The organism is Corynebacterium kutscheri, assembly GCF_000980835.1.
GTDB lineage: Bacteria > Actinomycetota > Actinomycetes > Mycobacteriales > Mycobacteriaceae > Corynebacterium > Corynebacterium kutscheri.
The window spans coordinates 748,833-769,903 of the sequence record NZ_CP011312.1; the positions used below are offsets into that span (position 1 = coordinate 748,833).

The 21,071-nt window shown below is 44.9% G+C and carries 20 protein-coding genes; 8 read left to right on the forward strand and 12 right to left on the reverse strand.

Features of this window, described 5'->3' with window-relative positions:
* Nucleotides 1-44 precede the first annotated feature (44 nt).
* Genes UL82_RS03470 through UL82_RS03490 form a run of 5 tightly spaced genes read left to right on the forward strand, consistent with a single transcriptional unit; the run spans nucleotide 45 to nucleotide 4,324 of the window.
* On the forward strand, nucleotides 45-719 hold the full coding sequence (locus UL82_RS03470; RefSeq protein WP_046439028.1) for a ComEA family DNA-binding protein: 675 nt from the start codon (nucleotides 45-47) through the stop codon (nucleotides 717-719).
* A complete protein-coding gene (locus UL82_RS03475; RefSeq protein ID WP_046439029.1) occupies nucleotides 716-2,332 on the forward strand; it encodes a ComEC/Rec2 family competence protein in 1,617 nt (538 codons plus the stop codon). The genes UL82_RS03470 and UL82_RS03475 overlap by 4 nt, the downstream gene beginning before the upstream one ends.
* A 13-nt stretch (nucleotides 2,333-2,345) precedes the next feature.
* Nucleotides 2,346-3,272, forward strand: a complete 927-nt coding sequence (holA, locus tag UL82_RS03480) for a DNA polymerase III subunit delta (protein ID WP_046439030.1) — start codon at nucleotides 2,346-2,348, stop codon at nucleotides 3,270-3,272.
* Nucleotides 3,273-3,282: 10 nt separating this feature from the next.
* A complete protein-coding gene (locus UL82_RS03485; protein ID WP_046439031.1) occupies nucleotides 3,283-3,699 on the forward strand; it encodes an ankyrin repeat domain-containing protein in 417 nt (138 codons plus the stop codon).
* On the forward strand, nucleotides 3,689-4,324 hold the full coding sequence (locus tag UL82_RS03490) for a LysE family translocator (protein ID WP_046439032.1): 636 nt from the start codon (nucleotides 3,689-3,691) through the stop codon (nucleotides 4,322-4,324). The genes UL82_RS03485 and UL82_RS03490 overlap by 11 nt, the downstream gene beginning before the upstream one ends.
* Nucleotides 4,325-4,383: 59 nt before the next feature.
* On the opposite strand, the gene rpsT is transcribed toward UL82_RS03490, so the two are convergent.
* Together rpsT and UL82_RS03500 are read right to left on the reverse strand one after the other, a co-directional pair.
* Nucleotides 4,384-4,647: a 30S ribosomal protein S20 gene (gene rpsT, locus UL82_RS03495; RefSeq protein WP_046439033.1), complete on the reverse strand. Its 264-nt coding sequence runs from the start codon at nucleotides 4,645-4,647 to the stop codon at nucleotides 4,384-4,386.
* A 233-nt stretch (nucleotides 4,648-4,880) separates the two neighbouring features.
* Complete coding sequence (locus UL82_RS03500) at nucleotides 4,881-5,420, reverse strand: type II toxin-antitoxin system PemK/MazF family toxin (protein WP_083966404.1); 540 nt, start codon at nucleotides 5,418-5,420, stop codon at nucleotides 4,881-4,883.
* Between the two features lie 151 nt (nucleotides 5,421-5,571).
* On the opposite strand from UL82_RS03500, the gene lepA reads away from it, so the two are divergent.
* Entirely contained in the window at nucleotides 5,572-7,419 is a 1,848-nt protein-coding gene (gene lepA, locus UL82_RS03505; RefSeq protein ID WP_046439035.1) for a translation elongation factor 4, read from the forward strand.
* A 55-nt stretch (nucleotides 7,420-7,474) separates the two neighbouring features.
* On the opposite strand, the gene UL82_RS03510 is transcribed toward lepA, so the two are convergent.
* Nucleotides 7,475-8,371 (reverse strand): AEC family transporter, encoded by an 897-nt coding sequence (locus UL82_RS03510; protein WP_046439036.1) that lies wholly within the window; start codon nucleotides 8,369-8,371, stop codon nucleotides 7,475-7,477.
* 5 nt (nucleotides 8,372-8,376) lie between these two features.
* Nucleotides 8,377-9,087, reverse strand: coding sequence for a YggS family pyridoxal phosphate-dependent enzyme (locus UL82_RS03515; protein ID WP_046439037.1), 711 nt, complete (start codon nucleotides 9,085-9,087; stop codon nucleotides 8,377-8,379).
* A gap of 56 nt (nucleotides 9,088-9,143) precedes the next feature.
* Here UL82_RS03515 and UL82_RS03520 point away from each other — a divergent pair, with 56 nt between their 5' ends.
* Entirely contained in the window at nucleotides 9,144-10,448 is a 1,305-nt protein-coding gene (locus UL82_RS03520) for an alpha/beta fold hydrolase (protein ID WP_046439038.1), read from the forward strand.
* 149 nt (nucleotides 10,449-10,597) lie between these two features.
* On the opposite strand, the gene UL82_RS03525 is transcribed toward UL82_RS03520, so the two are convergent.
* Genes UL82_RS03525 through UL82_RS03540 form a run of 4 tightly spaced genes read right to left on the reverse strand, consistent with a single transcriptional unit; the run spans nucleotide 10,598 to nucleotide 15,302 of the window.
* Nucleotides 10,598-12,028 (reverse strand): ATP-binding cassette domain-containing protein, encoded by a 1,431-nt coding sequence (locus UL82_RS03525; RefSeq protein WP_046439039.1) that lies wholly within the window; start codon nucleotides 12,026-12,028, stop codon nucleotides 10,598-10,600.
* A complete protein-coding gene (locus UL82_RS03530; protein WP_046439040.1) occupies nucleotides 12,018-12,839 on the reverse strand; it encodes an ABC transporter permease in 822 nt (273 codons plus the stop codon). Before UL82_RS03530 ends, UL82_RS03525 begins: the two co-directional genes overlap by 11 nt.
* Nucleotides 12,832-13,791 (reverse strand): ABC transporter permease, encoded by a 960-nt coding sequence (locus UL82_RS03535; RefSeq protein WP_407921688.1) that lies wholly within the window; start codon nucleotides 13,789-13,791, stop codon nucleotides 12,832-12,834. Before UL82_RS03535 ends, UL82_RS03530 begins: the two co-directional genes overlap by 8 nt.
* Complete coding sequence (locus UL82_RS03540) at nucleotides 13,785-15,302, reverse strand: ABC transporter substrate-binding protein (RefSeq protein ID WP_046439042.1); 1,518 nt, start codon at nucleotides 15,300-15,302, stop codon at nucleotides 13,785-13,787. The genes UL82_RS03535 and UL82_RS03540 overlap by 7 nt, the downstream gene beginning before the upstream one ends.
* A gap of 81 nt (nucleotides 15,303-15,383) precedes the next feature.
* On the opposite strand from UL82_RS03540, the gene UL82_RS03545 reads away from it, so the two are divergent.
* Nucleotides 15,384-15,893, forward strand: coding sequence for a hypothetical protein (locus UL82_RS03545; protein ID WP_046439043.1), 510 nt, complete (start codon nucleotides 15,384-15,386; stop codon nucleotides 15,891-15,893).
* Between the two features lie 123 nt (nucleotides 15,894-16,016).
* Here the strand turns inward: UL82_RS03545 and UL82_RS03550 are convergent, their stop codons facing one another.
* From UL82_RS03550 to UL82_RS03565, 4 genes are all read right to left on the reverse strand, one after another.
* A complete protein-coding gene (locus UL82_RS03550) occupies nucleotides 16,017-16,397 on the reverse strand; it encodes a VOC family protein (RefSeq protein ID WP_046439044.1) in 381 nt (126 codons plus the stop codon).
* 17 nt (nucleotides 16,398-16,414) lie between these two features.
* Nucleotides 16,415-17,407, reverse strand: coding sequence for an LLM class flavin-dependent oxidoreductase (locus UL82_RS03555; protein WP_046439045.1), 993 nt, complete (start codon nucleotides 17,405-17,407; stop codon nucleotides 16,415-16,417).
* Between the two features lie 30 nt (nucleotides 17,408-17,437).
* Entirely contained in the window at nucleotides 17,438-18,757 is a 1,320-nt protein-coding gene (gene brnQ / locus UL82_RS03560; RefSeq protein WP_046439046.1) for a branched-chain amino acid transport system II carrier protein, read from the reverse strand.
* Nucleotides 18,758-19,085: 328 nt separating this feature from the next.
* Entirely contained in the window at nucleotides 19,086-20,933 is a 1,848-nt protein-coding gene (locus UL82_RS03565) for an ABC transporter ATP-binding protein (RefSeq protein WP_046439047.1), read from the reverse strand.
* Nucleotides 20,934-21,071: the final 138 nt, after the last annotated feature.

Below are 21,071 nucleotides of genomic sequence, written 5' to 3' on the forward strand. Positions count from 1 at the left end.
CGTGAGTATCGATGAGCCTGGTTAAGGCAATCTAGCGTAGAAATATGAAAACTATTTCTGATCGGCTAGCTGATGTTATTCGTCCTACTGGAGATGAGGACATACTTAAAGTCGCCTATCCTACACCGCGATTAAAAATTCACCGCCACCATGTTGTTGTTATTGCCATAGTCTGCGTAGTGATTATTGTTTTGGTAGCCAATCAGCGCAGCACCCCTGCACCGAGTTATCCGCCTACTTATGCCAAAGAAATAGCAGAGACTGTTATTACAACCCCTATTACGACCTCAGCTTCTAGTTTTGTGGTGGTATCGGTGATTGGAGAAGTAGAAAAACCCGGGTTATACACATTTACTCCGACAGCACGCGTTGCCGATGCCTTAGCGCGTGCTGGAGTCAAAGAAAGTGCGAATGTATTAGGAATTAATCATGCTCAAATGCTTACTGATGGGCAACAAATCCTAGTGCCTAATAGCGCTGAGCCAATCGAGCAAGCTAATGATCCCAACGCATTAACAGCTGCTACGACCTTAGTGAATCTGAATACTGCTAGTGTCGCCGAGCTGATGACACTTTCTGGAGTAGGATCCAAGACCGCTGAAGCGATTATTTCTTATCGGCAGACTCACGGTGGCTTTCGTAATATTGAACAGCTTCGTGAGGTCAAAGGCATTGGTGCAGCGAAATTCGAGGCACTTTCTCAGGAGATCACGGTGTGAGTGAACTCCGATTAGTCCCAGCTGCCATGACAGTATGGCTTGCTAGTTTAATTGTGGTGTTAACTGACACTCGGATTTTTGTAGTGGCTTTTTTACTCGTAGCACCGGTACTGGCATGGTTGATTGAACGCAGCCAGCTACTACCTACTTTGTGTATGGGAATATGTAGTGCCTTTGTCAGTACGCTGCGCCGGGATCGAGCACAGCGCACAATATTACCTGATTCTTTTTATGCTGAGGTAAGCCAGCGACCAAAAGAAATTACCGGTGGCTGGCTTACAATGATGCGTATCGATGATTATCCGGCTGCACTACCGGTTATGACTCCAACTAATCCAGAGCTTAGCGTGGGGTCCACGGTGTTAGTGGAGGCTACGATAAAAGAAATAGATGCGGCCGGAATTAACCACTTCTTTGTTTTTGCTCGCAACGTTGAAATTATACGACAAGCAGGTGGTATTCATCGTTGGGTCGAGCACGTACATCAGTGTTTTAGTCAGGCAATAGAACGTGTGACTAATAGTGCAGCACAAGAACTTATTCCGGCGATGGTCTTAGGAGATACCAGTGGGCAGAATGCGCAGGCAAAGCAATATTATCTAGATACTGGTTTAGCTCATCTATCTGCTGTTTCTGGTGGAAATGTAGCTATTGTTACCTCAGCTACAGTTGCTTTTTTAATGTTTTTAGGCTGTGGTCCAGTTATCCGTACTCTCGGAGCAGTAAGTACGTTAGGAATATTTGTTGTTGTAGTTGGCTATGAACCTAGCGTATTACGCGCACTTGTTATGGGCGTAGTGGGACTCATAGCGATGCTAAGTCATACGCGAACCCCGCCTATGCATGCGTTGAGTATTGCTGTTATAGCAGTTGTGTTGTGGGATAGCGAAATGGCAGTATCTTTTGGTTTTGCCTTATCGTCGGCAGCAAGCGCAGGAATTGTGTGTTTATATCCGTTTATCTATAGCAAATTAGCGCACTATCAATTACCAGATATAGTTACCCGGATGGTTGCTGTTGCTATAGCTGCAGACCTAGTAACAATGCCACTAGTAAGTGTAATGGTGGGCAAGATTTCACTTGTTTCTATTATCGCTAATGTTTTAGTCGCACCAGTAGTTGCTCCAATTACCTTGGTGGGCTTAGCCGCATGCATTGTGGCGTTATTTTCTCCTGGAATAGCAAGTATTTTCCTGTGGGTGATTGCTCCGTTAGCATCGTGGGTGAGCTTAGTAGCTAGAGTTGGCTCACAATTGCCCTTTGCTATTATTTACGTTCCGGTTTCTATCGCATTGCTTATTGCTTGTTGGGTGCTGTATGCAATTTATGTAAAGAAAATTGGCTACCTGGTGGTCATAATAGGCGTTATCTGTTGTGGTGTACCAAGAGGATATGTTGATCCTGAACAGATAAAAACAGTGGTTGTTGATACCCAAGAGGAAGCACAAAAAGTTAAAGATGCCGATTTAATTGTGGTTCGTGATGCTCAAGGAAGAGCAAAGAATCACCCCACAATTCGTAGCGATGGTATACCTGTTATGTTTCCTTATCGTGATGGGCAGGTGTATTTGCGTAACGACGGAACCCAAAAAGCAGCGGATGGACGCTTTTAGCTACTATTAAGCCGTGGAATCGGTGCATCTCATTTTAGGTGAAGAAGAATTTTTAGCAGAACGCGTACGTCGTGGCATTATTGCTCAACGTAGTGATCAAGTTACGCTTATTCGAGCTGGGGAGGTAACTAAACCAGATCTTATCGAGCTACTATCACCTAGCCTTTTTGCAGAAGATCGCATTATTGTTTTTAACAAAATGGAAGATGCTGGCAAAGAAGCTGCTGAGCTTATTCTTCATGCTGCTATGGATCCTGGTGAGGGAAATACCCTGATTATTCATCACACTGGTGCCGGACGAGCAAAATCCTACGCCACTAAATTACGTAAAGTGGCACAAGTGCATGAGGTTCCAAAGGTAAAAAACTATGAGTTAAGTACCTGGGTGACAAAGGAGTTTCGTGATTTAGGTATTAGACCTACTCCAGATGTCGTGGCTGCGCTGTTAGAAGGGGTAGGCAGTGATCTTCGTGAGCTAGCCTCAGCAGCAGCACAACTGGTTTCAGATACTAATGGAAACGTTGATTTAGCAGCAGTACGCAATTACTACCAAGGTGTTGCTGAAGTTTCGGGATTTGATGTCGCTGATTTAGCAGTTTCTGGTCAAACCAGCCGTGCAGTAGCAAGTTTGCGAAGAGCATTACAACTAGGAGTGTCTCCAGTAGCCTTAGCAACAGCATTAAGCATGAAAGTTTCTGGTATTGCCCGGCTTTATTCCACAACGGGTCGAATTAATGCGCAACAACTTGCTGGACAATTAGGTATGGCACCATTTGTAGTAGAAAAAACAGCTAAAGTAGCGCGGCGTTGGTCGGGAGAAAACATAAGCAATGCAGTCATTCTTATGGCTGATCTTGATGCGACAGTAAAAGGACAGGGGGGTGATCCAGAGTTTGCCTTAGAAGACGCAGTGCGCAGGATTGCTGAGTGGGCACGCTAAAATATTTCGCATGACAAGCCCTAACGAAGCTTTTTATGAGGACGTTGATAAGGACGTTCAAGAACTAGCTACTAAACTTTTTGAATACGCCCGTAGCGGTGAGATGGCATTATTGGACTATATCGATAATGGTATCGCGGTAGATTTGATGAACCAGGATGGTAACACTTTCCTTATGCTGGCTGCATATTCTGGACAGTTAGCGTTATTAGAAGGATTGATCCAACGAGGTGGCGATGTTAATAAGCTTAATGATCGAGGACAGTCACCATTAGCCGGGGCAATTTTTAAAAAAGAACCCGATATTGTTGAAGCACTTCTTAGTGCCGGAGCCGATCCATATGTTGGGCATCCGAGTGCAATTGATACTGCGCTGATGTTTGGTAATGAAGAGTTAGCACGTCGTATGGGTGACAATGACGCTTGAGTTTATCGCCACTTTAATTGGCTTGAATCTATTGGGAATGATTACCCCAGGGCCAGATATTTTCTTAATTACTCGCCTGGCTACTCGTTCGCGGGTACATGCTTTTGCGGCAATAGCTGGTATTTCAACCGGGGTAGCTTTTTGGGTTAGTTTGACAGTTTTTGGGGCAGCCGCACTGATTCAGGGCCATCCGACAGGTTTTCGTATTTTTCAAATCTTTGGTGCTATTTGGCTGCTTTGGTTAGCGTGGTCAATGCTGCGTGCTCAACCAGCAAGCCCAGATAAAGATATTAATGAAATTTTTGGTACCCCACGGATAAGTTACCGGCAGGGATTACTTACTAATCTTAGTAATCCAAAAATAGTGCTGTATTTTGCTGCGATTATCGCACCAGTGATGCCAGCTAATCCGAGTCTAACCACGGCGCTGATTATTATCGCAATTATTGTCAGTAGTTCTATTGTTGGCTTTGGATTATTAGCTGCGCTTCTTTCAACCACAACAATGCAACGTCGTTTTTTGGCTTTTTCTATTTGGATTGATCGGGTTGCCGGGGTGTTTTTCCTTATCGCCGGTAGCGCGTTATTAGTTACTGCTGTATTAGCTTTAGCCGGAATCGGATAACTATTGGTAAATAATAAAAAGTCCTATCGTAAAAAACGATAGGACTTTTATCAAGCTTATTAGGCCATCTTGTTCAACGCAGAAGCCATCTTGGACTTCTTGTTCGCAGCGTTGTTGCGGTGGAAAACACCCTTAGAAACAGACTTATCCAGGCTACGAGATGCAATACGTAGCTGTGCTTCGGCAGCAGCCTTGTCGCCAGCTTCAACAGCAGCATGGAATTTACGGATCTCAGTGCGAACAGCAGAACGAACTGCCTGGTTACGCTGACGAGCCTTCTCGTTGGTGAGAATGCGCTTCTTCTGGGATTTAATGTTTGCCATGTGAGTTACCTCTTAAAAATAATATGTCCCGATCCGCAGGATTGTCGGATCGGCGAATATCATCTTGTCGATGTGTTTCTGTGGAACGGACCCAAGGTCTTGACCGCTACGAAACACAGACGATATTCAGTTGTTGTTTTCAACGATTGCCCAGCCTAGCATGATTGTACGTTGAACAACCAATAGTTAGTTGCAATCACACCGTAGACAGACGTCGACAAGCATTAATGAGGTTAAGCCCAACCATAATCTTTGCGTAGTCGGCGAGCGATGCGATCAAAGCGTTGTTGAGGAATTACTGAGCCTTCCCTACGTAGTGAAGTTTCTGGAACCGTAATGACCTTATCTAAACGGACCCAGGCATTATGCCCCTTTTTGTTCCAAGGGCCAGCTCCAATATCAAGCCAAGTTTCTTCTTTGTCATGATGAGCATTAGCTGAAATAAGTAGTCCATATACGGTGTCGCCAGTACGGGCAATAACTACCATGGCACGTTCTTCACCAGAGTGCTTATCGACGGGAGCAATAAACCACACAATTTCACCGGGATCTACTTGGCCATCCATATCTGGAGCATAAAAAATACTACGCGCGACATCGGTCGTTTTGGTGACATGACAGGTAGCCATGACTCGCTGAGAGGTCTGGTTATGTGTTGCCGTATTTAGCCCTAGTCGAGCGTTGAGTCGACCAAGTCCCTCATCGAGTGAGTTTCGAATTTCGCGGGGTCGGCGAGGCATCAAAGAAATGAGCCGGTTCCACAATGAACTCATTGTTAATCACCAAGGTTATAAAATGCGTTGTAAGCCACTGGCATTTCTGCCCTGACATAGGACTATACGCTGATAAACGTCAAAGCGTTACAAAATGAAAAATAGTAGTCGAATGAGGTAGGGTTATTGCCACTGTAAAGAAAGGTGTGTAATGGCAAAGAACTATGCGGAGAAGACGTTTACCGATCCGTCGATGATCAGAAACTTCTGCATTATTGCCCACATTGACCACGGAAAATCAACGCTTGCGGATCGCATTTTACAGCTTAGTAATGTTGTGGATGCACGCGATATGCGCGATCAATACCTCGATAATATGGATATTGAACGTGAGCGCGGCATCACTATTAAGGCACAAAATGTGCGTTTGCCGTGGGTACCTCGCTTAGGGCCATATGCCGGTCAAGAGATTGTCATGCAGATGATTGATACCCCAGGCCATGTGGATTTTACCTATGAGGTTTCGCGCGCACTCGAGGCGTGCGAAGGTGCCATTTTGTTGGTTGATGCTGCTCAAGGTATCGAAGCCCAAACGCTGGCAAACCTTTATTTGGCGATGGAAAATGATTTAGAAATCATTCCAGTGTTAAACAAAATCGATTTGCCGGCAGCTGATCCAGAGAAATATTCACTAGAGATCGCCAATATTATTGGTTGTGAACCCGAAGATGTCTTGCGTGTTTCAGGTAAAACTGGTGAAGGCGTAGCAGAACTGCTCGACAAGGTTGCTGAGTTGGTTCCAGCTCCGACAACCGATTATCCAGATACTGCACCGGCGCGAGCAATGATTTTTGACTCGGTTTACGATACTTATCGTGGCGTGGTCACCTATATCCGTATGATCGACGGCAAGCTTATCCCGCGTCAGCGCATTAAGATGATGTCTACTGGTGCGGTGCACGAATTGTTAGAAATCGGCATTGTTTCGCCAACACCTAAAAAATGTGATGGATTAGGCCCCGGTGAAGTTGGTTATTTGATTACCGGTGTGAAAGATGTGCGCCAGTCTAAAGTCGGTGACACAGTTACCTGGGCCCACAATGGAGCTGAAGAACCCTTGCAAGGGTATGCAGAGCCTAATCCCATGGTGTATTCCGGTCTCTTCCCAATTTCGCAGGCAGATTTTCCAGATCTACGTGATGCACTAGAAAAACTACAGCTTAACGACGCTTCACTGACTTTTGAACCAGAAACCTCGGTGGCACTTGGTTTTGGTTTCCGCTGCGGTTTTCTGGGGCTATTGCATATGGAGATTACCCGCGACCGGTTGGAACGCGAATTTGATCTTGACCTCATTAGTACTGCGCCTTCGGTAAGCTACAAGGTGGTAGCTGAAGACGGTACTCAAACTCAGGTGCATAATCCTTCCGATTGGCCGGGCGGAAAACTGCGTGAGGTATATGAACCAGTGGTAAAAACCACGATTATTGTACCGAGCGATTTTGTTGGCACCACCATGGAGCTATGCCAATCCAAGCGCGGCCAACTAGGTGGGATGGATTATCTATCCGAGGATCGTGTTGAATTGCGCTATGTTATGCCACTCGGTGAGATCATTTTCGACTTTTTCGATGCTTTAAAGTCGCGTACTAAAGGTTATGCCTCGTTAAACTATGAGGAAGCAGGCGAGCAGGAAGCCAACCTAGTAAAAGTAGATATTTTGCTCAACGGTGAACCAGTTGATGCTTTCTCCGCGATTGTTCACCGAGATTCAGCAAATTTCTATGGCAATAAAATGACCAAGAAACTCAAAGAACTGATCCCACGCCAGCAATTTGAGGTTCCTATCCAAGCAGCGATTGGCACCAAGGTGATTGCCCGAGAAAATATCCGCGCTATGCGTAAAGATGTGTTAGCGAAATGCTACGGCGGCGATATTTCGCGTAAACGCAAGCTCTTGGAAAAGCAAAAAGCTGGTAAGAAACGAATGAAGACCTTAGGCTCGGTCTCAGTGCCACAAGAAGCCTTTGTGGCCGCACTATCTACCGACGAATCCTAAACAGAAAAACTCCGCCCTAGTTTTATTATCGGGCGGAGTTTTAGTTTTTGCGTTACTAGCTGCTTAACAAAGCAGCAATAATGAGCATTGCTGGTAAAGAACAAAAAGTGCTGAGCAATACCGTGTTACGAGCTACTGCTTCACCACGTTGGTAGGTCGCTGCATAATTGTAAATATTTTGGGCAGTAGGAAGTGCTGCCAGGATAGTTACGGCATAGAGTTGATCGGCAGGAAGCCCGCATAACCGTCCGATGCAGTAAGCAACCATTGGCATAATGACTACTTTTAAGGTAGTGGCAAATAGCATGGGACGTCGGTAAATGCTATTACTTAATGGTTTCGCCCCGCGCAAAGAGGCACCGAAACTTAATAGAATCATTGGAATGCTTGCCCCGCCAATAAGTTCTAACGGATCCATAACCAACCCTGGTATCTCAATGCGCAGTAGACTAACGCACATTCCGAGCACACTACCAATAACAATAGGCGAAGATACTGCGCGGATAATTGAGTGCCAATTTTTTCTAGGAGCAATCAAAGCCAAGATAATAGGGGTAAAAAAGACCATCTGCACAAGCAAAAGTGGTGCTACATAAGCAGCATTACCCAGCATATAAATTCCGACTGGCAAACCAATATTATTGGAATTTACATAACTTGCTGAGGCCGCACCAATAGTTGTTGAGGCACGGTCACTGCGCATAAAAAGCACAAAGATACTAGCAGTTAGTAGTGCACTTATCGTAGAAATACCAATGATGGGACTGGTTAGTGTTTCTGGTTTGGCTTTGGCCAAAACGGTAAAGATCAATGCTGGTGTGGCTAGATAAAAAGCCACTTTATTTAATATGAGCCGCTGCTCTTCTGAAGAAATAATGGCAGTGAGACTTAACAGATAACCGGCGAAAATTACCGTAAAGATAATAAAAAATCCGTGTAGGACAGCAAGCATAAGGTTTATCCCTGAATAGGGCGGGTACCAAAAAGTGCTGTGCCAATGCGCACACAGGTTGAGCCCTCGGCAATAGCCCACTCAAAATCGCCAGACATTCCCATGGATAATTCTTCTAAGCTCATTCCATCAGCTATGTTGGGTGCGAGCTGATCGCGGAGCTCTCGTAAAGAGGAAAAAGCGTGACGTACTATTTTTTCCTCTGGACTTAAAGCTGCCATTGTCATAAGGCCACGTACTTGTAGCCGGTCAAAAGCAGCGATTTGGTCGAGAAATTGAGCAACTTCATCGGGAGGAAAACCACCTTTTTGCGCTTCCATAGATGTGTTGACTTGCACTAAAACTGTAAGAGTTCGATCGGCGTCGATAAGCCGTTTATGTAGTGTCTCAGCAAGTCGTAGCGAATCGAGAGCATGAAATTCATCGGCAAAGTGAGCTATCTCTCGTGCCTTATTACGCTGTACATGACCAATAGCACACCAGGATACTCCGGTAATATTTTGGGCTTTGACAGCTAATTCCTGTGGTTTATTTTCACCAAGTACCCTCAACCCAGCATCAACTCCGAGTTGTACATGTTCAACGGGGTGCGTTTTGCTTACTGCGACTAAACGCACTGCATGAGGATCGCGCTGGGCACGCTGAGCGGCATCGGTAATACGAGCGGAAATATGGTCAATATTGGTACGAAAATCAGCAACAGTGCGTGGATACATAGTTATGAGTGTAACTAGCCAGAGACTTACTCTTCATCTTCATTAAAATAAAAATTATGTATGCAAGCATAACTGATCTACACACAAGCCAATCCATACACCTTGGACACACCATTAAAGAACATCGAGCTAGTTTACCGTGGGATCATAAAAATCCTGGGCGCATGTTTGAACTTTTTGCCCGCGAGATTATTCCACCAGGTGGAGAAGACTACCCGGTCATGGTGTATCTACAAGGTGGTCCTGGTTTTCCAGCACCACGGCCAACCAATATTTCTGGGGTAATTGGGCAGGCATTAAAAGAATTCCGAGTTCTACTGTTGGATCAGCGTGGCACCGGGCGCTCAACTCGTATTGATTCTTCTTCGGATGAATCTCTATTAGAAGCAGATATTTTAGCTCTGCTACGCCAAGAACATATTGTCTACGATTGCGAAGCACTACGCGAAGCTCTTGGTGTGCAAAAATGGAGTCTTTTTGGTCAAAGTTTTGGTGGCTTTTGTATTACTAGCTATCTTTCTTCCTATCCAGAATCAATTGAGCACGCCTATCTCACCGGCGGGTTGCCAGCTACTGATTGCGATATTGATGAGGTGTATCGAGCAACTTTTTCCGCTTTAGCGGATCGTCAAGAACAGTTTTTTGCTGAATATGGTTTCGCAGTTTCGCGAATCAGAGAAATTGCCGATCATCTCGATAATAGTGATGAACGCCTGGCTACCGGAGAACGACTAAGCTCACGACGTTTTCGTACCCTAGGTATCGAATTAGGACGTGGCGATGGGTTCCATAATTTAGCGTATCTTCTTGAAGATCCCTTCCACCTAGTCAAAGGGGAGAAGCGGCTAAAACGCGACTTCTTAAACCAGTGTGGTAACTCACTAAGCTTTGAATATGGTCCACTTTATGCCGCGATTCACGAATCTATTTATGGCGGCGTTTCCACTACACAGCCAACCGCTTGGTCAGCTCATCGCATCCGGGAAGAGATCGAAGGTTTTGAAGAAAACGCAGATCCTCATTCTGCACAGAAGTTCTATCTCACCGGTGAACATATTTTCCCCTGGCTTTTCGACGAAGACCCCACGCTAGCACCTTTTGCTCAAAGTGCGCACGATCTTGCCGCACATACCTGGCAGCAATCGCCCTATGATACTGCAGTATTAACCCAATCAGCCCCCGTGTCAGCAGCAGTTGTATACCTGGATGATATTTTTGTTCCTTTTACCCACTCAATGAGTACGGCACGCGCTTATCAGGATATGCGCCTGCATGTTACCAATGAATATCAACATAATGGTATCTACCATAATGGTGCAGGGCTTTTCACTGAGTTAAGAAAAAAGGTCTGCGACCACTAACTCTAGTAGTCGCATACCAAAATAATGTGTTAGAGCGTTAGAATAAGTTTATGCAAGAACTGGACTACTTAGAACAGACTTTTTCCTACGATGAGGAACGTTTATTAAGTAGTTCAGTTTTGTTGTGCGTTTACGATTCCTAAAGACGGTCAGGAAAGCGTGGGCACAGCGTCGATAAGCTGACGAGTATAAGCGTGCTGAGGATTGTGTAAAACCTCGCTGGTGTGGCCTTCCTCGACTATTTCGCCGTGGTGCATAACGGTTACCTGGGTGCATACTGAGCGCACCACATGAATATCATGAGAAACAAAGATAAGACTAAGCCCATGTTCAGTAACTAATTTATCGAGTAACTCTAAAACAGTTTTACGTACTGAAATATCTAGCGCTGAAACAGGTTCATCGGCAAGTAAGATATCTGGTCGAGGAGCAAGCGCACGAGCCAATGCAATACGCTGGCGCTGGCCACCGGAAAACTCATGTGGAAAACGGTTTTTTAACTGTGGATCAAGACCTACCTCACGAAGTACTTCATCGATACGTTCATCGTTGACAATATCGAGAGGCTCAGCAATAATTTCTCGAATCCGCATCCGAGGATCCAGACAACTGTATGGATCTTGGAAAACCATTTGGATTTTTCCCTGGGTATGAATACTACCTTGGGTTGGAGTAGAAAGCCCGGCGATCATATTAAGCAGGGTAGTTTTACCTGATCCAGAACCACCGATAATACCCATGCGTTGTCCTTTGGACACCGTTAATGAAACATCACGAACCGCTGTTGCTTTACGATAAATCTTGCTGACATTGTTAACCTCGACAACAACTTTATTACTTGATGTGTCACGCTTAGTTGACGGCAGAATAGAGGCAGAAATAAGCGCACGAGTGTACTCGTGGTGGGGATTTTTTAGCACTTGATCAGTAGAACCTTGCTCACAGATTATTCCATTGCGCATGACAATAATGCGTTCACAAGTGCGCGCTACTAGGCCAAGATCGTGAGTAATAAACAATAAGCCCATTTCCCGTTCTTCGACCAGGCGAATAATAAGATCAACAATAGCTTTTTGGCTGGTCACATCTAAGGCCGTGGTGGGTTCATCACAGATTAATAATTCTGGATTGTGTGCCAAAGCCATAGCAATAATAATGCGCTGACGCTGGCCACCAGAAAGCTCATGTGGGTAGCGCGAGTATAAAGACTCATCAAGTTCAACGGCTTTAAACAACGCTAATGCTTGTGCCTTGGAACCCCGAGCATGAATTTGAATTGCCTCAAGTACTTGTCGACCTACCTTCATAAGCGGATTAAGCGCAGTCATTGGTTCTTGAAAAACCATAGCGACTCGTTTACCCCGAATTGAACATAATTGGGTTTCACTGAGTTCGCTAAGAGCAGTATCCCCAAGGCGAATATGCCCACGCGATTCCACCAATCGCATAATTGATAGTGCTGTTAGGGTTTTTCCAGAGCCGGATTCTCCGATTAACCCAACTCTTTGTCCTTTTTCGACAGCAAAAGAAATCTGATCGACAACGTTATACACACTGAGATTGTCTACTTTAAGTAACATTGCGTGCCTTTCGATTCTTCGGGTCGAAATGATCGCGGAGGCCATCACCGAGTAAATTAAAACCTAGTACAGCAAGAGCAATAAATAGCCCCGGCCATAGCGCAAGTTGTGGTGCAGTAGCTAAAGAAGATTGGGCACTTTGTAGCATTCGTCCCCAACTAGGATCTGGCGGCGGAGTTCCTAAACCAAGAAAACTCAACCCAGCCTCAGCCAAAATAGCAAGTGCAAAAGCAATAGATGCCTGCACAATAACTATGCTGAAAATATTAGGCAACACATGGCGTGTGGCAATAAAAAAAGTAGTTTTTTTAGCCAACCGAGCAGCGGTAATAAACTCGCGCTCCATTATTGATAAAGTGGCCGCACGAGAAACCCGGGCAAAGGCCGGCACACTGGCAATGCCAATAGCAATCATGGCGGTAACTGTTGATGCACCAAACGCTGCGGTAAAAATAATAGCCATCAGCAAGGTAGGAAAAGCCAGCACAATGTCAGAAGAGCGCATAATCACGGTATTAATAAAACCACGCTTCATACCGGCAATAACTCCTAGTGGAACACCAATTAATGCAGCAACTGATACCGCAACTACCCCAACTAATAGGGTTATTCGAGCACCAACCATAATTTGACTTAGCACATCACGCCCATAGCGATCAGTACCAAGCAGATGCTGCAACGAAGAACCAGCTAAACGATTAATTGCGTCAGCATGAGTAGGTTCATAAGGAGTCCATAATAAAGAGAGCAGCGCTAGCCCGGTAATAAAACTTACGATGATTGCGCCAATAAATAGAGAACGATTACGCATGAGCCTTTTCCTTATTTCTAATTCGAGGATCAATGACAACGTAGATAGCGTCGATAAGCGCATTAAGGATGACCGCAAAAACGACTAGCAACATGACAATTGTTTGTACTGTAGGTAAATCACGATTAGTCACAGCAGTTAACAACATCGTGCCAATACCTGGCAAAACAAAGACTTTTTCAATAATTACGGCACCAATGATTAATCCAGTAAGTTGAATACCTAAAATTGTAATCACTGGTAGCGCAGCATTACGCAAGCCATGCGCACGCAAAGCACGCGCTGGACTAAGACCTTTTGCACGGGCAGTACGGATAAAATCTTCATTCATAACATCAAGTACTGCTGAGCGGATGTATCGAGTCAAAATAGCAGCTTGAACAATGCCTAAAGAAACCACTGGCAAAATTAGTCGTTGTATAAAACCAGCGGGATCTTCCTTGGGAACTACCCAGCCACCAGGAGGTAACCACCCTAGGTGAATACTAAAAAGTATCACCAATAAAATAGCCGCCAAGAAACTAGGGACCGCAATACCAAGCTGGCTAAGTATTGATACCACAACACCATCGCTATGGTTGGCGCGTCGGGCAGCCCATAGGCCAAAAGGAATAGCAATTGTTAGCGCAAAAGCAAGCGAGCAGAGCACCAAAATAAGTGATACCTGCATACGATCAATAATCAAGTCTGATATTTCGGTTTGAGAGGTTAAAGAAATACCAAAGTCGCCGCGGAGCAGACCATAGATCCAATCAAAATACTGAATGATAAGTGGTCGGTTTAACCCCATTTGCTCTCGAAGAGCCGCCAGACTTTCTTCAGTTGCAGTTACCCCTAATGCAATAGCTGCTGGATCACCAGGAGCTACCCGAAGAAGGAAGAAAATAAGCAGACTAGCAACAATCAAAGTAATGAGATATTTGCTAAAGAATCGAAGCAGATTTTTCATAATTTTTTCTCGATTTGAGCAAGTCGAAGACCATCACTATTGGCATTCACCGGTACTTCGGTGATGGTATCGCGGTGCACTACAATATTGGGAAGATTATAAAGAGTGTCTGCGGCTGCTTCATCCATAACTATGTCTATAGCCGCACGCATTTTTTCTACGTATTGTGCCTCTGGAGCCGTATCTGCTTGAGCAAGTGCTTCGCGGAACGTAGGGGAATCATAACCTAAGTAGTAATCAGGGTTAGCAAAAAGATGGGAAATATCGCGAGCTTCCACATGGGCGATGACCGACATATCGTAATCATGTCCGCGCAGTACTTTTGCTATCCAGACTGCTGGGAATTCTGTGGATTCAATAGTGACTTTAAAGCCAATGTCTTCTAGCTGCGAATAAAGAATTTCAGAAGCATTTTGTGCGTAGGGAAGACTAGGTACAGAAATAGTAATGGGGGTGCCCATAGCACCAGCTTCAACCATAAGCTCACGGGCGCGCTCAGGATTGAAATCGTATTGGCTTTTACCGGAATACCACGCATCAGTGGGCGGCACTGGGGTACCACCGGTATCTACCCCATAACCTTCCCAGGTGGTATCGATAATTGCTTGGCGATCAACCCCGTACATTACCGCCTGACGAACACGAAGATCGTTAAAAGGCGCGCGCTTATTGTTCATGCTGAGTAGTACTTCGCCATTAGTGGTTCCCACATCAATAACTAGCCCGTTCACAGAACTTAACGAATCAATTAACTCTGGTGACTGTAGTGCGAAAGCGATATCAATATCGCCGGAACGTACTGCATTAGCAAGCGAAATAGCATCACTGAAATAACGTAGTACTGCCCGTGGAGTTGCTGCCGGAGTAGACCAGTAATCCTCATTACGGGTTAGAGAAAGGCTTACTCCCTGCGCCCACGTGTTGAGCACATACGGCCCGGTACCAATAGGAGTAGTAGCTAAGTTAGCTACTCCGCCAGGACTCATCATTGCCCCAATAGGAGAGGTCATTGACCATAACCAGGCATTTGAGCGCTGTGCGAGAGTTACTTCAAGGGTGTACTCATCGATTACTGTGGTCTCAGCGACAACATCCATGCCTTTTTTTAAGCCATTTGTCCAGGCATCGGATTTTACTCGGTCAATAGAAAATTTTGCTGACTCAGCATTAAAAGGATCGTTATTGCTAAAACGGACTCCCTCATTGAGGAAGAAGGTATAACGTAATCCATCCTCAGATATATGCCAGCTTTTAGCTAGCCCGGGAACTAGCTCACCGTTTTGGTTTGTTGTGACTAATGTTTCATAAATATTGCCTAAAAGAGCCTGTCCGATAGCGGCTCCAGAGGTTGTCGTAAAATCAAGACTTGCTGGTGCAGTAGATACTCCAACAACTAGTGAAGCGGGATCAGTAGCAGAGAACTCACTGGACTGCGATGCAGTATGACCTGCGCTGCACGAACTTATCAACGCGGTTGTCATCATAATTGCGCACAAATGCGATTTACGTGGCATGAAAGCATGCTAGCGACAAGTGAAATGTTTTGAAAGTCGAAAAAGTAATGGGTGTAAAAATAATTCAGTTACACTCATCCTGTGTCCATTAAGGTACGGTTGTCCGCCTCTGCACTCCTGTGCTCCAAAGCCACAGCAACGTGCATTATTTTTGTAACCCTTACGACGGTAGTTTTAGGGGTGCTTCTTTATGCACGTATAGAAAGTACTGGTACATTGCATAAGCTATATACCATAGCCATGGTAGCCCCGATTGTGGGTATTTTGGTAGCGGTACTGAGTCTCATTATCGGGTGGATAAAAGGCAGGCGTTCGTTAGCAGTTATCAACAATCAGGTATGTATTTCTCATTCGGGTATTTCTTTTCCACTCGCAGAGCTAGCAGCCATTGCTATTTTTTCTGATAACGGTAGTAGTTTTGTGACGTTTATTCCACAACATCTTGTTACCGAAAATGTTGTTGGGCTGAAGGATTACACCATAGAGTTTTCTCGGGGAATAAGTCCGCGTCCTTTTGAATTAGCTGATCAAATCAGTGCGCTTGCTCCCGAAGTGCGCATTAATAAAATTGGTTCACTGCATCGGGGATAATAATTAAGCGAAGCAGGTTAAAAGAAAACAATAGAAAATTTTATTTCTGGTGCCAAGGTGTAATGAAACTAAAGGCTAACCGGGTTTTAAAACCCGGTTAGCCGTTAATATGAGATAAACAAACTATTTTTTCAGCTGGATAATTTGGATTAAATTACCGCAGGTATCATCGAAAATAGCAATAATTGCTGGACCGACATCGGTAGGTGGCATGCTGAATTCGACGCCTTTGGCTACGAGCTGCTCATATTCAGCAGTAATATCATCGGAAGCAAATTGAGTCAGCGGAATTCCATCAGTTTTAAGTGCAGCAGTAAAAGGCGCAGCCGCAGGGTGTCCTTTAGGCTCTAAAAGTAACTCCATATCATTACCGCTAGTTAAAGTAAGCCATCGGAAATCACCATTTCGAATATCATCTTTAACCGTGAAACCGAGGGTAGTGGTGTAGAAATCATGGGCATGGTCGAGATCATCGACAAAAACAGAAGCAATATAAATGCGCATAATGGTGGTTCCTTTTATTAATCTTGCTCTCGAGCGTGGGCGAGAATTTCTAAACCACGCATGGTTTGCTGCCAGCTTGGAGCACGAAGTGAAATCATTAGTTCATCCGCTTGTGCGGTGTGGCTGAAATCTGTGAGATACTGCCACACTCTTTCACCGGTTCCTACCGCAGTGTAGCGCATCATATCAAGTACTTGCCGAGCTTGATAGGTCTGCATAACATGATCTAATTGGGTATCGCTAATACGTTGACCTTGACGCACTAGCATGTTACGCACCCAGCGACGTTGGTTCTCGGTGCGCTGAGCAAAGGCAGCTTCATTAGTATCTGCAGCAGTGACATTGACTGCGGCAATCACGTAAGGCTTGGCTAGTGTTTGCGAAGGTTGGAAATTTTTGCGATACAGTGTCACTGCCTCTTCTAACTGCGCTGGGGCAAAATGTGAGGCGAAAGAATAAGGTAGCCCTAGTTGTGCTGCTAGCGTAGCACCGAAGGTAGAAGAGCCAAGAATATAAAGCGGTACTTGAGTACCTGCGCCAGGAATAGCGCGTACACCAGGAATTATCGATTCATCGGCAAGATACTTTTGTAATTCGATAACATCTTGTGGGAAAGAGTCAGCAGCGTGTGGAGCTCGTCGTAACGCTTTACCAAGCGTATTTTGATCGGTTCCGGGTGCACGACCTAAACCAAGATCAATACGATCACCATACATTTCCGCCAAGGTACCGAATTGTTCAGCTACCGTATAGGGAGAGTGATTAGGCAACATCACTCCGCCGGCACCTAGGCGAATACGCGAAGTATGTGCACCGACGTGAGCAATCAGAAGTGCCGGAGCGGAAGAAGAAATACTGGGCATGTTGTGGTGCTCGGCATACCAGATGCGGTGAAAATCTAATTCCTCTGCCCGCTGGGCAAGTTCAACTGACCTGGAAAAGCTCATTCCAGGTCGTTCATTATTAAAAATTGTGGCGAAATCAAGAATGGATAAAGGCGTAGCCTTCATGTGGTGCCCCTTGAATTGGTTGTTAGTTACTTAGACCGCAACCGATTCAGCAATAGAAATATTCCTTCTCGCGAATGCATCGATGGTGTAACCAATGATAAAAGCAACCAGCGTTGGAACAAGCCAACCGAAACCGTCGGCAGCTAGCGGCAACCAGTCCAATACCGCAGGAGCAAAAGCGGAAATAGTGGAAATAATCGTAGCTGTCCATACGCTGAGCCTAAAGCCCCATAAAACTGGGATAGTCTTTACCGCAGTTTCAAAGATAATGATTGCGATCACGGTGATAGCAATGGGGTAAATTGCGCCGATAACTGGTGCAGCCATGGATAAAACAGCATTGAGCCCAGCAGAAGCAATAAGGAAGGAGCAAATGCCAAATCCGAAAAGCCAGTTGCGATAAGAGATTGCTGGTACCAGGCGGTGGAAAAATTCACTGGTCGCAGCTAATAAACCGACAGCAGTGGTGACACAAGCCAATAGTACGATCAAGCCAAAGATAACCTGACCGCTTGCCCCTAGGGTGATGCGTGAGGCATCAGTAAGAAGAGCTGCGCCATCAGAATAATCCTGGCTACCTGGAAGCCAATGACCGATAAGGCCTAAACCAATGTAGATAACCCCGAGTAAACCACCAGCAAGAGCACCAGTTGCACCTACTCGCTTCACCATAGACCGACCCAGTGGAATACCTTGGTTTAAAAAGGCAGAGACAATGATAATGCCATAGGCTAGCGCAGCCAAAGAATCCATGGTCATATAGCCTTCAAGCAGACCCATGGTTAATGGTGAATCAGCGTAAGTATCTGTTGCCGGTGAGGAAACATGTGGCAATTTGATAACAGAAACAACAATAAGTAGAAGCAGCAGAATTAATAACACCGGGGTAAGGATTTTACCTAGGCGATCAACAAGACTTGATGGATTCAAGGATAAAAGAACACTGCCACCAAAAAAGATTGCGTTAAAAATAGCACTAGCAAGTGTGGAATCAACGCCAAAAATAGGAGAGACGGCCGTCGAAAAGCTTACTGCGCCTGTGCGCGGTAAAGCATAGAAAGCACCGATAGAAAGATAGACAACACAGGCGAAACCGGTAGCAAAGATAACACCACCGCGCGCGCCAAGATCACGAATATCTCTACCGGTAAGAGCCACTGCAATAATTGCAATCACTGGTAAAGCTACACCTGTGAGCAAAAAACCTATGATGGCCTGGGAGAAATTTTCTCCGGAACCGGAGCCGAGCATAGGTGGGAAAATTAGATTTCCCGCTCCGAAGAACATAGAAAACAGCAAGAAGCTTGTAGAAAGAAAAGCAACGAGCTGGTTCTTCCTGGTTGATTGCATAGGATCTCCTCTATTTGAGCTTTTATCCCTTGTACATTACTGCACAAGTGCACTCATTTTAGATATCACTTCTTCTACTATGAGGCCTAAGGTGACAAAATGAGGACAGATGCAATGCGTGCTGTGATCGCTAAAATAGCATTATCATCCACTGTGACCTTGGATTTTTACGGAAAATATTTCTGGCATTTTTATTCCTGATAAGCCTTAGAAAATTGATCTATATCAAAAATATGCCGGCTTGTGATCCTCAGCGAATTTTAATGAAAACGGAGATATGCGCTCTGATACATCAGTAAAACTTTGAGAAGAAGAAAGCTTCGCTATTTTATACGCTAAAACCGAATTTCTTGAGCCGCTGTTTATTAGCTTCATTGGTGTCTTTAGTCAGTGCTAATAATTCAGAATAAATACCGCCTGAGGTAGCAAGTTCAGCCGGCGACCCGATCTCATCGACATGTCCATTACGCAAAGTAATAATGGTATCGACATTTGCAATGGTAGATAAACGGTGCGCAATAATCAGAGTAGTACGGCCTTTCATTAATTCTTCTAGGCCCGCTTGAACTGCAATTTCTGCTTTGGTATCCAATGCAGAAGTTGCCTCGTCCAACACGAGCACTGGAGCATCCTTTAACATGGCACGCGCTACCGCGATACGTTGTTTTTGTCCACCAGAAAGACGCAGACCACGTTCCCCAATGAGAGTGTCATAACCATCGCTAAAGCTCATAATAAAATCATGGGCATTAGCTTTTTTAGCTACCGCAATAACTTCTTTTAATGAAGCAGAAGGTCGAGCGTAGGCGATATTTTCTCGGATTGTTCCGGAAAATAGGGAAGACTCTTGGAAGACAACGCCGACTGAAGCACGAAGTTCTTCTGCGGAAACCTCGGTGGTGTTATGGCCAGCAACTGTGAGCGTGCCAGCGGTGGGACGATATAACCCTAAAATTAGATTGACGATTGTAGATTTCCCACCACCAGATTCACCTACTAGTGCGATTTTTTCACCCCGACGAGCGCTTAATGAAACTTCATGTAACACATCCTCGCCGGCATCATAAGAAAAGGAAACTCGGTCAAGATCAAGCATAGGCGTGCCGTCGATAGGCGTTAAAGCTTTGATTTCTTCAAGATGAATATCCGGTAGACGTGCTGCTTTAGTGGCTGCAACTAATTGAGGATTGACCGTGTTTTCTAATTCTTTTTCCATAACCTCGAAATAATCTTTTGAGCCAGCAATTGCTCGCTGAGTAGTATCAACAACCCAGCTCATCATGGTCATTGGAACGCGAACCATATTGACGATTTGGATGAGTAATACAAGATCACCAAGGCTGAAATAACCATAAAGCGTGCGATAAAAAAGAATCAGATAAATAAGGAAGAAAATGACATCCATGATGCCGGTACGCACACTATCCATCAGGTGCCACCACCGTGATTGTTTGCGGGTAAAGCGAATAGTAGCAGTGTAATGCTGGGAGAAACTTGCTAGTTCACGCAGTTCACTGACAAAGCTTTTTACCACTTTGACTTGACTAATAACCTCAGCAAAACGACCACCGGCAAGATCGATGTGCTCATTTTTCTTCCCCTCGATGTTTTGCCACCGCTTGCTAGTTAACGAAGTCAGCCACATATAGATCGGAATAATGATGATCAAAGCCAATGCTAACGGCCAGTAGTACCAGGCTGATACCCCGAGACAAGCAACCAGGGTGATAATCATTGGGAAAAAGTTATTTGATATAGATTGCAGTGTTTGGGTAATCGAGCTAATCGAACGATCGAGCCTGGAAATAATTGTGCCAGTAACCTGATTATCAAAATACCGTTGTGGCATACCAAGCAACTGTGCGTAGTAGCGAGTAGAAAGGATCTGACGCATTTTTGTGCTCATGACATCGCCGATATAACCGCCAATATTGGAGGCTATGGTGTTGGTTAAACCAACAATAAGCAAAATAATGGCAAGCCAAATAATTTTTGTAGTGGCATCGCCAATATCTGTTTGTTCGCTGATGGTGGCAACAATGGTGTCAGTAGCTGAGCGCAGTACAAAAGGAGTAATAAGCGAGAGGATTGAAATAAGTACGGCGGAAACAATAATGCCAAGATAATAGGGCCATAAAGTTGACGCACTGCGCAGGATGCGAGCAATAGCATTCATAAGGTGGTGAGCTTCCTTATTGCAATAAAGAGAATGGTGGTTTGGAAATGTCCAAATTCTTACACATATTCAGCTTATGGGTAGAATCAGGAAGTTAGGATTCGCACTGAACGCGATGCAGTTTGGTTGATCATAGAA